Origin of the sequence: Methyloglobulus morosus KoM1, assembly GCF_000496735.2 — a bacterium.
GTDB classification, from domain to species: domain Bacteria; phylum Pseudomonadota; class Gammaproteobacteria; order Methylococcales; family Methylomonadaceae; genus Methyloglobulus; species Methyloglobulus morosus.
This window is the reverse complement of record NZ_AYLO01000008.1, coordinates 107891-121560: the sequence shown is the minus strand read 5'-3', so window position 1 is coordinate 121560 and position 13670 is coordinate 107891. Positions and strand designations below refer to the sequence as shown.

At 45.7% G+C, this 13670-nt stretch carries 12 protein-coding genes, 2 tRNA genes and 1 pseudogene; 4 read left to right on the top strand and 11 right to left on the bottom strand.

Annotated elements, in window-relative coordinates:
* Window positions 1-251 precede the first annotated feature (251 nt).
* From MGMO_RS01365 to MGMO_RS01350, 4 genes and pseudogenes are all read left to right on the top strand, one after another.
* Window positions 252-551 (top strand): annotated as a pseudogene (locus MGMO_RS01365) (Arm DNA-binding domain-containing protein); the annotation flags it as partial.
* A gap of 307 nt (window positions 552-858) precedes the next feature.
* Complete coding sequence (locus MGMO_RS01360; protein ID WP_023493216.1) at window positions 859-1617, top strand: HipA family kinase; 759 nt, start codon at window positions 859-861, stop codon at window positions 1615-1617.
* Window positions 1614-2501: a hypothetical protein gene (locus MGMO_RS01355; protein WP_023493215.1), complete on the top strand. Its 888-nt coding sequence runs from the start codon at window positions 1614-1616 to the stop codon at window positions 2499-2501. Before MGMO_RS01360 ends, MGMO_RS01355 begins: the two co-directional genes overlap by 4 nt.
* A gap of 448 nt (window positions 2502-2949) precedes the next feature.
* Window positions 2950-3435, top strand: coding sequence for a cyclic nucleotide-binding domain-containing protein (locus tag MGMO_RS01350; protein WP_023493214.1), 486 nt, complete (start codon window positions 2950-2952; stop codon window positions 3433-3435).
* 101 nt (window positions 3436-3536) lie between these two features.
* Here the strand turns inward: MGMO_RS01350 and dnaQ are convergent, their stop codons facing one another.
* The 11 genes from dnaQ to gltX form a co-directional block, all read right to left on the bottom strand.
* Window positions 3537-4262, bottom strand: coding sequence for a DNA polymerase III subunit epsilon (gene dnaQ / locus MGMO_RS01345; RefSeq protein ID WP_023493213.1), 726 nt, complete (start codon window positions 4260-4262; stop codon window positions 3537-3539).
* A gap of 35 nt (window positions 4263-4297) precedes the next feature.
* Window positions 4298-5590: an adenylosuccinate synthase gene (locus tag MGMO_RS01340; RefSeq protein WP_023493212.1), complete on the bottom strand. Its 1293-nt coding sequence runs from the start codon at window positions 5588-5590 to the stop codon at window positions 4298-4300.
* Between the two features lies 1 nt (window position 5591).
* Complete coding sequence (locus MGMO_RS01335) at window positions 5592-6797, bottom strand: ATP phosphoribosyltransferase regulatory subunit (RefSeq protein WP_023493211.1); 1206 nt, start codon at window positions 6795-6797, stop codon at window positions 5592-5594.
* A 132-nt stretch (window positions 6798-6929) separates the two neighbouring features.
* The gene (gene hflC / locus MGMO_RS01330) at window positions 6930-7796 is read right to left on the bottom strand and encodes a protease modulator HflC (RefSeq protein ID WP_023493210.1); all 867 of its coding nucleotides are present in this window, start codon (window positions 7794-7796) and stop codon (window positions 6930-6932) included.
* The gene (gene hflK / locus MGMO_RS01325; protein ID WP_023493209.1) at window positions 7796-9064 is read right to left on the bottom strand and encodes an FtsH protease activity modulator HflK; all 1269 of its coding nucleotides are present in this window, start codon (window positions 9062-9064) and stop codon (window positions 7796-7798) included. Before hflK ends, hflC begins: the two co-directional genes overlap by 1 nt.
* A 202-nt stretch (window positions 9065-9266) precedes the next feature.
* Window positions 9267-10532: a ribosome rescue GTPase HflX gene (hflX, locus tag MGMO_RS01320; RefSeq protein ID WP_023493208.1), complete on the bottom strand. Its 1266-nt coding sequence runs from the start codon at window positions 10530-10532 to the stop codon at window positions 9267-9269.
* A gap of 69 nt (window positions 10533-10601) precedes the next feature.
* Complete coding sequence (gene hfq / locus MGMO_RS01315; RefSeq protein ID WP_023493207.1) at window positions 10602-10844, bottom strand: RNA chaperone Hfq; 243 nt, start codon at window positions 10842-10844, stop codon at window positions 10602-10604.
* Window positions 10845-11076: 232 nt separating this feature from the next.
* Window positions 11077-11886 (bottom strand): alpha/beta fold hydrolase, encoded by an 810-nt coding sequence (locus MGMO_RS01310; protein WP_023493206.1) that lies wholly within the window; start codon window positions 11884-11886, stop codon window positions 11077-11079.
* Between the two features lie 31 nt (window positions 11887-11917).
* Window positions 11918-11993 (bottom strand) — tRNA-Glu (locus MGMO_RS01305).
* Between the two features lie 35 nt (window positions 11994-12028).
* Window positions 12029-12104, bottom strand: a tRNA-Ala gene (locus tag MGMO_RS01300).
* A 47-nt stretch (window positions 12105-12151) separates the two neighbouring features.
* On the bottom strand, window positions 12152-13555 hold the full coding sequence (gene gltX / locus MGMO_RS01295) for a glutamate--tRNA ligase (RefSeq protein WP_023493205.1): 1404 nt from the start codon (window positions 13553-13555) through the stop codon (window positions 12152-12154).
* Window positions 13556-13670 lie beyond the last annotated feature (115 nt).

Here is a 13670-nt window from a genome sequence, read left to right as displayed (position 1 = left end):
GCTCAGTAGGTAGAGCACTTCCTTGGTAAGGAAGAGGTCACCGGTTCAAATCCGGTTATGGGCTCCATTTGAGAGTTTTACTAGATACAACGAAGACTATATAACCCGCATACTGAAAGGCATAGCGGGTTTTTTATTGTCCAATGAAGTGCGTTAGGATGTATTGGCATCCATATTTTCTGGGGGTATAAATTAGGAGTGCTTTCATATTTACAGAAGGCGATACCCCCAAATGCTAAGACACCGCATGTAAAAATGCCCACAGGGGCGATAAGGCTGCGTCAGGCAAGGCTTTCAAGTTGTCTGATGATAAAGGCTTATACTTGCACGTTAAGCCAGGAATCAAAGGCTGGTCAAAGTATTGGCGGCTTAAGTATCGGATTGGGGGTACTGAAAAACTGCTTGCTTTAGGAAAGTACCCCGATGTAACCCTTGACCAAGCCAGACAGCGGCGTGAGGAAGCCAGAAAACAACTGGCCGATGGCATAGACCCAGGCGAACATAAAAAGGCGGTTAAAGCATCGAAGGCCGATAGCTACGGAAACACCTGAAGGCAAGGCCAGAGCCTCACGTAATGCCTACAAGGGCGGGAATCGGGCTTTGATGCGGGGGTTGTATGCGGTGTTGCGGGAGCAGGAAAACATTATAAAATCGATTGGTTAATGCTAAAAATGTTTTACGCATTCTATTAAAAAACTAAGTAATAAACTAAGATACTTGAAGATACTGGGATAAATATTAATAGTCATTGAATGGTACTTATTGTATTAGCGGAATTTTTTCCATTTTGACACTCATTAGTAAAGTGTCATTGAATCAGGTAAGTTTAATTCCGTAATATTAAAATTGGGGTTTCAAATGATCCGAGTAGCACGAATAGTCTGTGTATTGGGAAAAGCTGATAACGGAAAATTTGATGCACACCGGGTGAAGCTAGTATTCCATGATTCAAAGTATGAGGTATCGGCCTACGCTAAAAAATTAAGGAATCAGGAGTTTTTAGTGGAAATTCTCTCAGCACTTATCGGCAGAGAGATTGGCTTGCCAATACCTGAACCAATCATTGCAATTAGTTTGGATGGAAATGAAGTGCTATTTGCTTCAGTTGATGTTGAATTTCCTGATTTGACACGAAGATTGAACGTCGACAACAACAAATTAATGGATACGCCTGAAAATAGCGCACTGTTAAAAAAAGTGTCCGAATGGATACATATTTATGACGCTATCGGGTTCGATGAATGGATTGCAAATGATGATAGAAATCTTGGAAATATTCTGTTTGATGGAAAAGATAAGTTTTTTTTGATAGATCATAATCAGGCTATGCGCTTGCCTTTTGCCCCTGAAACACCCATTGATAATAAGTTGCTACTTATCAAGCTATTGTTTACTCAAGATGAAGTTGGTAAGCAACGCATAAAAAACCATATTAGTGCTATGGTTGACGGCATCGATCCAAACTTACCAGAATCCATCGTTAATCGCTTACTTGCCCAATATCCAGGATTAGATCGCACGATTTTAACGAGCATGGTAGACTTTTTGCACAAACGATTAGGGCATATACCCGAAATTGCTAATCAAAAAATAATTACCCACCAAATGTCTTTATGATACTCGATACATTTAAACGACAAGCTCCTGTGCTACCGCAATTTACGGCAAGCTATCGGTCAATATATTTTGAACCAATAATCGGCTCTGGAGAACGTTTTGTAATTGGTATTATGGCTCTCGCTGAAACAGGTGAGTCTCGCGTTCTACAAACCCTATCAGAAAAAACCATGCGCTCAATGTATGGCGACAAAACCGACCAGATAAGGGGTTTGGTGTCATTGATATTGGAAAGTGCAGAAAGCCACTTAAAGGCAGAGTTTCCTCTTGAGCAATGGCAACCACCTGTAAGCGGTGCTTTTGCTGGCATGACTCAAAAAACATATTCAAACAATGGACTAGAAGGCGTTTTATTTCAAGCCATTACGTCTTATGCTAGTTTGTATAAAGGTAAGATTGTAAAGGACGGCCTTAGTGAATTAACCGACAACGAATTGCCAGAAGATGAGGCAGAACGAAACACGGATAGCCTGATCCAACAAGTTAAAAATATTTTGCAACTTCAACCCATTGATTACCAGTCACATTGGAAAAAAGTAGTCCGTATAAAAGAAAATTCAGCTATTACAATTGATTACCTGGGTGCTAGATACAATGCTAACCTGTCCAATTTTGATGTAAAGGATATTGGTAACGCTCTTAAAGTTGCTAAAGCCAAATTGTTCGACCTGGATGTGTTAAGGGAAAAACGCCAGCATGAAGTATTTAGCTCCGAGCAAAATTACGAATTATTAATTGGTCTCAAAAATGATGCCCCTAATGATGCGAAAGATTGTTTTGTACAGATTGAGCAATTAGCGGACACCAAAAATCTTCGTGTTATTAAAAAAGCGACACCACAAGAAATGGCTGATCGTATCCTTCTGCAAGAAAAAGCTGCATAAGTCAAACTTCCATTGATGAAAACGTACAGCCAATATCTACAAAAACGGCGAACATCAACTATACATTTTTAGACCAAAAATAGAAGCAGCACTGATTTAATTGGGGTACTTTTGGGGGTATGTTTTTATTTTAATATTCATAAATCCTTTAAAAATGCGGCATTCATGGCATGACTGTATAAGAGAGATAACTAAACCTATTCATTTTGACTTTCTTTGTTCCGTGATTGCTGAATGCCATTGATAGTTATGATTTCGGTAAGTTAGGGCAAGTCCTTCACATTTTTCTTGTGAATTATTTCGCAGACACCAAGCACTACTATTCATATACTGGGCGTACTTCAGAAATTAGGCTCTGCGTCCCAATTGTTGGCTGGGTAACATCCAGAATGAAAGAAAGGGCTTAAATTTCTGGCTCAGTACTCCTAACTCTGGAATAAGGTCATTTATGAATATTATCGATGCAATAGACAATCAGTCGGCCATCAGAAATCCTTCCAATATATTTCTGAAGAAAGCCGACGACCTTGATTTACGGGCGAAAAATATCCCGTTTTTGTCAAACATACCTGAAAACGCATTGGCCAACCTGATGGGAAAAGCCAAGACGCTGAGTTATACCAAGAAAGCGACCATTGGTTCTGCGTACATTGGCAATAGGGCCAACTCCCTCCTTATCATTTTTTCAGGCAAGGTGCGGGTGGTAAGCCGTCATGATGGAAATAACAAAGTTGCCATGATCCATGTCAGGGAACCTCAATCAGGGGTGGGCAAAATTGCCCTGGTAACAGAAGAGATGCGATCAAGTTCCCTAATAACCTTGGAAACAACGGTGTTTGCGGCCATTTTAAAATGCGATTTTGTTAATTGGTTGATTAATTATCCTGACGTGGACTTTGCTCTTTTGAGCGTGCTGGCGGAAAAATTATCGTAGCTCCCTTGATTTCTTCGGCAAGATAAAAAAACCAGGATGTTGATTTGGTTTGTGGCGAACCTGTCGAAACGTATGCGTAGAGTTCCAGGGATTTCCTTGGCTTATTGTTTCCAGAGACATGCGCCACTGGATTTTTCAATGTCATCCAAACGTCGTTGATGCGCTTCCAGTTCTTGTTCGTTACCGTAGACGATAGTTAACGGGGGGCGATTGGTAGCCAAAAGTTTGGGCTTGCGGGGTCTTCCCGATTCTTGCCCAGCCACTTCGCCTTCATCCAGCAAGGATGACTGACCGCCGGTCATCAGCAAATACACGTCTGCAAGGATTTCGGCGTCCAATAACGCACCGTGTAATTCCCGATGGCTGTTATCGATAGCATACCGTTTGCATAAAGCATCCAGGCTGTTACGTTGGCCGGGATGCTTCTTTCTGGCAAATGCCAAGGTGTCGAATACGGTGCTGTAATTGTCTATAGTTCCCGCTTGGTCATTTAACAAAGCGAATTCATGGTTAATGAAGCCCACATCAAACGGTGCGTTATGGATGACAAGTTCAGCGCCTTTAATAAAGGCAATAAAATCCTCCCGAATATCGGCAAAGTGGGGCTTATCTTCCAAGAACTGATTAGTGATACCGTGCACTTCAATTGCGCCTTGGTCGATATGACGGTCAGGGTTGATGTAGACATGGAAACGATTGCCCGTATTGCGCCGATTGATGAGTTCCACGCAACCGATTTCGATGATGCGATGGCCTTCTTGTGGATTTAGTCCTGTAGTCTCCGTGTCAAGAACGACAATGCGATTTGATGTGACGGGGCTGAGCATACTTGCTGATCGTTGAATTGGTTTGCTATATGAGATTATGCAAATGGATTCTCAATGATAATGGTTTCATCCCTTTCCGCGCCTGTGGAAAGGATAGTCACTTTTACGCCGACCAATTCTTCAATGCGCTTGATATAGGCTTTGGCATTTTCAGGTAAAGCTTTAAAGTCGGTGATCCCGGCTGTGATTCCGCTCCAGCCAGGCAACATTTCAATAATGGCTTCGCATTGTTGGTATTGTTCGGCACCCAGCGGGGCCGTTTCGGTCAGTTTTCCGTTCAGGGTATAGCCCGTACAAATGCCGATTGTGGGCAGGCCGTCGAGTACATCCAGTTTGGTCAGGCAGATTCCGCTCAGGCTGTTGAGTTTCGCTGATTTCCGCATAGCGACAGCATCAAACCAGCCCGTGCGCCGTTTCCGGCCGGTGGTTGCGCCAAATTCATGGCCCTTAGTGCCGAGATGTTCGCCGTTGGCATCGTGCAATTCGGACGGGAATGGGCCATTGCCCACGCGAGTTGAATACGCTTTGGTGATGCCCAAAACGTAATCCAAATCGAGCGGCCCGATGCCGCTGCCTGTCGCGGCACCGCCTGCAGTGGTACTGGATGAGGTGACATAGGGAAACGTGCCGTGGTCTATATCCAACAATGCGCCTTGTGCGCCTTCGAATAAGAGGTTAAGGCCTTTTTCTTGATAAGTGTACAAGGCTTCGCTGACGTCGGTGAGCATCGGTTTGACTTGCTCTCCAAGCTTAAGCGCTTCATCCAAGGTTTGTTGGTAATCGACCGCTTCGGCCTTGTAGTAACCCGCCAGCATGAAATTATGGTAATCCAACAATTCTTTCAGTTTTTCCGCAAAAATCGTAGGGTTCAGCAAGTCTCCTGCACGCAAGCCTCGCCGACCTGCCTTATCTTCGTATGCGGGACCAATGCCACGCCCGGTGGTGCCTATGGCTTTGCTGCCGCGCGCTTTTTCCCGTGCCTTGTCAACGGCAACATGCACGGGCAGGATAAGGGTGCAGGCTTCGCTGATCAACAAACGGTTCTTGACTTGTATTCCGGCTGTTTCGAGGAATTCGATTTCTTCCATCAACGCATTTAACGACAGCACCACGCCGTTGCCTATCATGCACTGGACATTTTCTCGGAGTATGCCCGATGGGATCAGGTGCAAGACGGTTTTTTTCCCTTTGATGACCAAAGTATGCCCCGCGTTGTGTCCGCCCTGAAAACGGACAACGGCATGTACTTGCTCGGTCAGCAAATCCACCAGCTTGCCTTTGCCTTCGTCACCCCATTGGGTGCCTATGATTACGACATTTTTTCCCATATTATTTCCAAATCTTATTTTTTAATGTACTGACAACCCAAGTTTGTTGGTCCAGCTCCAAAATAGCCGTACAAGCCAATTCTTCTGCGTCGCCTATTTGCCCAGGCAGCCGCTGGATGACACAGTGACCCTGGGCGCGTAAATCCCTGATTTTTTCGGTTAACGAATCATCAATCTGATAAGGCGCTAAAATTCGTTGATTAGCTTGGTCCTGTGCCGTTTGCTTGCCTAGCAATGCCAACAGCTTAAGGTCTGCACTAAAACCCGTTGCCGGACGCGCACGGCCAAACACCGCACCAATATTGTCATAGCGACCACCCCGCGCAATTTCCCTACCAATGGTAGGCACAAAAGCGGCGAAGACTACGCCGGTATGGTAATGATAACCACGCAATTCCGCCAAATCAAAGCTGATGGGCAGGGAAGGGAAACGGTTGCTTAACTGTTCCGCGACAGCTTCCAAGTTTGCGAGGGCGAGTTTCACCTGTTCGTCAGCTTTTGCCAGTACAGAAGTTGCTTTTTTGATGATTTCTTTACCGCCATTTAGTTCTGGCAGCTTTAGTAACATGGCTTTAACATCTTCGTTGATGTCAAGTTCAGCCATGAGTTCTTCAAGCTCAGGCTTGGCTTTACGTTGTAAAATATCAAACAACAGCCCTTCTTGATTTTGATCCATACCCGCTTGCCTGGACAAGGCGCGGAATATCCCGACATGCCCTAAGTCGAGGTGTACGTGGAGTAAGCCGGATTGTGCCAACATTTCCAGCATCAAGCAAATCACTTCGACATCGCTCTCAATACCGGCATGACCATAAAGCTCTGCGCCGATTTGCATGGGGCTGCGGGTTTTTTCCAAGGGATCGCCCCGTGTGTGCAACACCGTACCCACATAACACAAGCGGGTAGGGCATTCTCGCTTAAGCTGGTGGGCATCCATTCGGGCGACTTGCGGCGTCATATCGGCCCTTAAACCAAGGGTTTTGCCGCTTATCTGGTCGGTGAATTGAAATGTCTGCAGGTCCAGGTCATGTCCTGAACCAGTCAGCAATGAATCGATAAAATCAATCATCGGGGGGATTACCAACTCGTAACCCCAGCAAGTAAAGAGTTGTAGAATTCTCTGGCGTAAGCTTTCAAGGTACGCAGCTTCCTGCGGCAAGAGTTCTTCTATGCCTTCGGGTAACAACCAAGAATCTTTTTGTTGCATATTTTCAGCACCTACTCAAACAAAACGCCCACACGGGGCGTTTTTATTCTCTCTGACGTGGCATTCACCAAGCACTGCTAAAGTGTTTAACCAACGATCCGATTGATCTTAATTAATGTTCTCTATTCAGGCTTATTTCCCCGAACCCTGATTTTTAAAATACTTGAAAAAATCAGAATCTGGATCGAGCACCATCATACCGCCTGAACCCGAAAAAGTCTTTTTGTAGGCATTCATGCTACGGACAAAAGTAAAAAACTCGGAATCGGCACCGTAAGCATTGGCATAGATCTCCGCCGATTTGGCATCGCCTTCACCCCGTGTCTTTTCTGCATCCCGGAACGCGTTCGCCAAGGTGACGACACGCTGCCTGTCTGCATCAGCACGGATTTTTTCAGCCGCTTCTGATCCTTGTGACCTAAATTCACGGGCTACCCGCTCACGTTCCGCTTCCATCCGCCGGAATACGGAACTACTGACTTCTTCCGGCAAATCAATCCGCTTTAGCCTGACATCAATGATTTCCATGCCCAATTCCGCCGCAAGCGGCTTTGAGCTTTTGATTAGGATATCCCTGATGGCTTGCCGGTCAGTTGACACTAATTGCCTGATATTACGTTTACCAAACTCATCACGGAAAGCGTTCTTGATAATGGGATCCAGCCGTAAATTCGCTTGGTCTATATCGCCAGAAACAACGGTATAAAACTTCCTCAAATCGCCGATACGCCATTTGACGAAGGAATCCACAATCACGTTTTTCTTTTCCAAGGTCAAGAAACGCTCAGGGTTTGAATCCATGGTTTGGATTCGGGCATCAAATTTTTTGATGTTGTTTATGAACGGCAATTTAAATTGCAATCCTGGTTCGTAATCCACTTTTTGGATTTGTCCAAGCCTAAACTTGATGGCCCTTTCGGTTTGGCCGACTGTAAATATGCTCATCATCCCAAGCAGCAGCACTGCGCCGACACCTATAAGTATTTTATTTTCTAACATTAGCGTCCCCTTACTTCACGACCACGCGTAGACGGCCTATCAATCACTTGTTGCTGTGGCTGTTGTTCTTCCATTGGAGAATGTTTCGGCGACTGGCGGTCAATATGTTGATCGGCTGCAATGGCTTCTGATTGAGCCAAGGCAGCCGAATTTTTTTGCTGGATCATCTTGTCCAACGGCAAATACATCATATTGTTGCCGCCTTTGACATCGATCATCACTGGGCTGGTTTCGGACATGACGGACTCCATCGATTCCAGGTAAAGCCGCTTTCTGGTCACTTCGGGCGCTTTTTTGTATTCCGTCAATAACTGGCTAAACCGGCTGGTTTCACCTTGAGCCTGGGCAATGACTTGCTCTTTGTAACCTTGCGCTTCTTGTATTTTTCTTGCTGCCGCACCGCGAGCTTTAGGTACGACATCATTGGAGTAGGCCTCCGCTTCGTTGATAAACCGTTGTTGGTCTTCCCGTGCCTTGATAGCATCTTCGAAGGCGTTTTGCACTTGCTCTGGCGGCTGGGCATCTTGCAAGTTGACACTGGTAATTTGGACACCGGAATTATAGGAATCCATCGCGTCTTGGATTTCTTTTTTGGCTTGGGCGACAATTTCGCTACGGCCTTCAGTCAAAACAAAATCCATATTGCTGCTACCGATTACGCCACGTAGCGAACTTTCCGTGGCATGTTTCAGGGTGGCTTCAGGCTCAGAGAGATTGAATAAAAACGCTTTGGCATCCTTTACCTGATACTGAACCGCCAGCCGGACATCAATATAATTCTCATCTTTGGTCAGCATGAGGGCTTCTTTAGGCACCGATACTGCGCCTTGTGCTTGGCCATTGCCCCCTGAGCGGTAACCGATTTCAATAAACCGTTGTTGTTTTACGTTAACTTTTTCGACACTTTCTACGGGTGCTGGGATATGCCAGTTTAAGCCGGAATTGGTCGTTTCCGTGTATTTTCCGAATCGGGTGACCACACCTTGTATACCTTCGTCGATAATATAGAAGCCGCTCAAAATCCAAAAGGCCAGAATAGCGCCACCTATCAACCCCAAGTTTTTCATGATGTTACCTGGCGAAAAAATATTCGGCGAACCGCCACCTGACCCATTACCGCCTTCGTTGCCGCCTTTGCCGCCACCAAAAAGTTTGCCTAATTTTTCTTGTAATGAACGAATTGCTTCGTCTAAATCCGGCGGCCCTTTCTGGTCCCCTCGACCACTCCAAGGATCTTTCTTGTCACCGCCTGGTTCATTCCACGACATATTTCTGCTCCGTAATTGGATTATTTATTGTTTTTGCGCTCAGGATGTTTTTGTTTTACTACAGACAACATCATTGGCTTGCGACTTAACTTGATACCCGCATTGTAACGTAATTAAACGAATTCTCATTGCTAAACTTCCCAATAATGCCAATTTAGGAATATCAGCGGTAATAAATTTTTTGATGCCGTCAATATAGGGATTACGCTATTTCTTCGGTTTTTACGGCATTTAACAACCCTAGGTATTTGTTATCTATCTCAATTATCAAATCGCTTCCACCTGAGTCATTAATATGCTCGTCAATAATTTTTGCGCAAGTAAATAATTTGGCCCTGATTTGGCCTTGATCCGGCTTTAGATAACACTTTCTTTTGTTTTTTACGGGCGCAAACTGTTCGGCCAGCACATTTAAAAGCAAGTCTATGCCTTGCCCTGTTTCAGCCGATAACCAAACACGCTGTGGGTTGCCTTCATCATCCCGGTCTATCCTGGGCTGCCCGTTCTCGAGTAAATCAATTTTGTTGAAGACCTCGATGCACCTGATTTTGTCCGCACCAATGTCGGCCAACACCTGATAGACTTCGGCAATATTGTCGTCCCGGTTTTCTGAATGGGCATCTATGACATGCAACAGTAGGTCCGCTTCGCTCGCTTCCTGCAAAGTAGATTTGAACGAAGCAACTAATTCATGCGGCAGATGCCGAATGAAGCCTACCGTGTCGGCTAACACAATCTCGATGTTATTGGGTAGGCGACAGCTACGTAACGTAGGATCTAATGTGGCGAACAACTGGTCGGCGGCGTAACTGTCGGCACCGGTTAATCTATTGAATAACGTGGATTTTCCGGCATTGGTGTAACCCACAAAAGAGATAGAAGGGATTTCGGCTTTTTTGCGTTTACTACGACCTTGATGGCGTTGTTTATCGACTTTATCCAGGCGTTTCTGGATTTGCTTGATTCGCAGGCCTAATAAGCGCCTATCCGTTTCCAATTGGGTTTCACCGGGACCACGCAGGCCGATACCGCCTTTTTGACGTTCCAAATGCGTCCAGCCACGGACTAGACGGGTAGAAAGATGCTTTAATTGCGCCAGTTCAACTTGCAATTTGCCTTCAAAGGACTGAGCCCGTTGGGCAAATATATCCAATATAAGGCCATTCCTGTCCACTACACGGACACCCAGAAACTTCTCGAGATTCCTTTCCTGACTGGGCGACAAGGCATGGTTGAACAGGACAATATCGGCAGAATGCGTTTCGACTGCAAGTTTAATCTCGTCGAGTTTGCCTGTGCCGACGTAGTATTTGGCATCCGGGCTTTTTCGGCTGCCCGTGATGACGTGCACGGGATTTGTCCCTGCCGATTTTGCCAGCTCTTTTAATTCGAGGAGATCTTCATGATGGGAATGTAGCGTCAAATGAACAAGGATAGCCCGTTCACCCGTATCTGGGCGGTCAAACAATTAGGCACCTCAATGGGGGTCTAACAGCAATCCCCTTGTTCTTCTTGGACATCACACGAGTAAGCAGGATTATTCCTCTGTATCAGGTTCGTCATCACGTACCATCCTGACATTTTTACCAGGGACTATAGTGGAGATAGCATGCTTGTAGACCATTTGGCTAACTGTGTTTTTTAGCATAATGACATACTGGTCGAATGAATCGACTTTGCCCTGCAATTTGATTCCATTGACCAGGAAAATGGAGACAGGGGTGTGCTCTTTTCTAAGTGCGTTAAGGAAATTATCCTGTAAGTTTTGACCTTTCGACATCCAATTTCTCCTTATATTTATTATTAACGATTATCAAACAAGCACTTCCGCTTGCCAGTGGGTTGCAAAGCCATACAGCGAACATCGTTCCGGCACATTTAATATTGGGGCTATCTTGCTAAAACTCAATAGCCATTGCTGACAATGGGCAATCTTTAGTAAAAGTCTTGATTGTAAATTAATGCCTAAGTTCAATTATGTCTTGATTTTTTACAATAGCAAGGGTTAATTATTACCCGTTTTGTAAAAAATTTTCAACCACTTCTATAAAAACTTCCGGTTGTTGGGCATGTATCCAATGACCCGTATTGGCAATTGTTGTGAATGTGGCATCGGGGAATAAGTGTAGTGTATCTTTTGATTCAAGGTAGTTGGAATCTGCGCCGGCAATGAAGGCTGTTTCCCCCGAAAACGGCAGCAAACTTTGGGTTCCCGGGAATGCGGCGATATTGGATGCCGTCCGCATAAAAATGTTCAGGTCAACTCGCCAACAGTAGTGCCCGTCTTTCAAGACTAGGTTCTGCAAAAGGAATTGGCGGTAGCCCAGTTCGGGAATACTTTCGGCAAGCAGTGTCTCAGCCTGCTTACGATTTTGAATTTCAGCCAAAGGCAAGTCGATCATTGCCTGGATGATGTTGTCGAAACGGTGTGTGTAACTTTTAGGGGCAATATCGACGACGATCAATTTACCCAGCCGCTCAGGGTGATTCAACGCCAGCCACATCGCGATCTTCCCCCCCATACTATGTCCCAGGATATGGGCAATTGCTAGCTGATGTTCATCCATAAACCGTAACACGTCTGCGGTCATGGTCGGATAGTCCATTTCGGGATGGTGCGGTGAGCTCCCATGATTACGTATATCCAAGACATAAACGCGATAGGTCGCCGACAATCTTTCGGCTATTTTTCGCCAATTGCGTGAGGAGGCAAAAAAGCCATGAAGGATGATGAGCGGAACCGGGTTATTTCGCCCCAATTCCTCATAAGCTAAAGCGACGGTTTCCATCAGGGAAAAGCTAACCTGTAAAATCTTAGGCATAAAAAAGGCTGTCGAATGACAGCCTCCTATTTGGCGTCCCCAAGGGGGTTCGAACCCCTGTTACCGCCGTGAAAGGGCAGTGTCCTAGGCCGCTAGACGATGGGGACTAAACTCGTTTAGTCTCAATGGAACTTTCTTTTATTGGTGGAGCCAAGCGGGATCGAACCGCTGACCTCTTGCATGCCATGCAAGCGCTCTCCCAGCTGAGCTATGGCCCCGCAACTCAGACCGCGCATTCTACAACAATTACTATTTAAGTCCAGAATTAATTTAAACCTTGCACGTATTTCATCGCCTTTTCCAGCCTTCTCAAAGTGGTTTCCTTACCTAGCAACGTCAAGGTAATGTCGATAGCAGGTGATGCACCCGAACCGCACACCGCCACCCGTAACGGTTGCGCAACCTTACCCAAACCCAAGGCCATTTTTTCGGCAAGGTTGATGACGCTTGTGTGCAATGGCTCGCGTTCCCAGGTTGGCAGCTTTGTAAATTCTTCATGAAGGTTTGATAAGACCTGTCTTGAATCCGCCGTAAAATTCTTTTTTGCCGCTTTTTCATCGTAAGCATCAAAATCCTGATAAAAATAAAGGCTGGCGGTCGCCATCTCGACCAGTGTTTTACAGCGTTCCCGTTGTGCGACCACAATATCGGTTAGATTCGGCCCTTTGCTAAGATCTATCCCGCGTTGCTTCATGTGCCAATCCAATTGCTGAGCAACTTGTTCGGGATCACTGTGCATGATGTAATGATGATTTAACCATAGCAACTTTTCCATATTGAAAGACGATGCGGCGGCATTGACTGATTCCAATTCAAAATAGGCGATCATCTCCTCAATCGAAAAAATTTCCTGGTCGCCATGCGACCAACCCAAGCGCACTAAATAATTCAACAAAGCTTCCGGGAGGTAACCTTCGTCACGGAACTGCATCACGCTGACCGCACCGTGCCGCTTCGACAACCGCGCACCGTCCGAACCCAAAATCATCGGCAAATGCGCGTACTTGGGTAATGACGCACCTAGCGCTTTAAGGATATTGATTTGCCGGGGCGTGTTGTTGATATGGTCATCACCCCGTATGACATGCGTTATGTCCATGTCCATGTCGTCCACCACCACCGTCAGGTTATACGTTGGCGAGCTATCCGTCCTGGCGATAATCAGGTCGTCCAGTTCCTTATTGGCGATGACAATATCGCCTTTAACTAGGTCATGGATAACCACTTCGCCGTCATCGGGATTCTTAAAGCGCACCACGCTTTCCTTGCCCGGCTGCGGTTCGGTCGAATGACGGCATTTGCCGTTATAGCGCGGCTTTTCCTTGTTCGCCATCTGTTGTTCGCGCAACTGCTCCAATTCTTCCTTGCTGCAATAGCAACGGTAAGCGTCGCCTTGATCCAATAGTTGTTGGATAACTTCCTGATAACGCCCGAAATGTTGGGTTTGGTAATAAGGGCCTTCATCGTAGCTCAAGCCTAACCAGTCCATGCCCAGTAAAATGGCATCGACAGACTCCTGGGTGGAACGTTCAAGGTCGGTATCTTCAATCCTTAAGATGAATTTACCATTGTACTTACGGGCATAAAGCCAGGAAAACAGCGCAGTACGTGCGCCGCCTACGTGTAGGTAGCCCGTGGGGCTGGGGGCAAAACGGGTTCTGACGGTCATTTTTTACTATGAATGATAATTTTAAGATTATTGAATGGGTAACGATGGTTAGAAAACAATCTTATAGGTTACCTTGGCATAGCTTATGATTCCAAATGATTTTGAACATCCATAC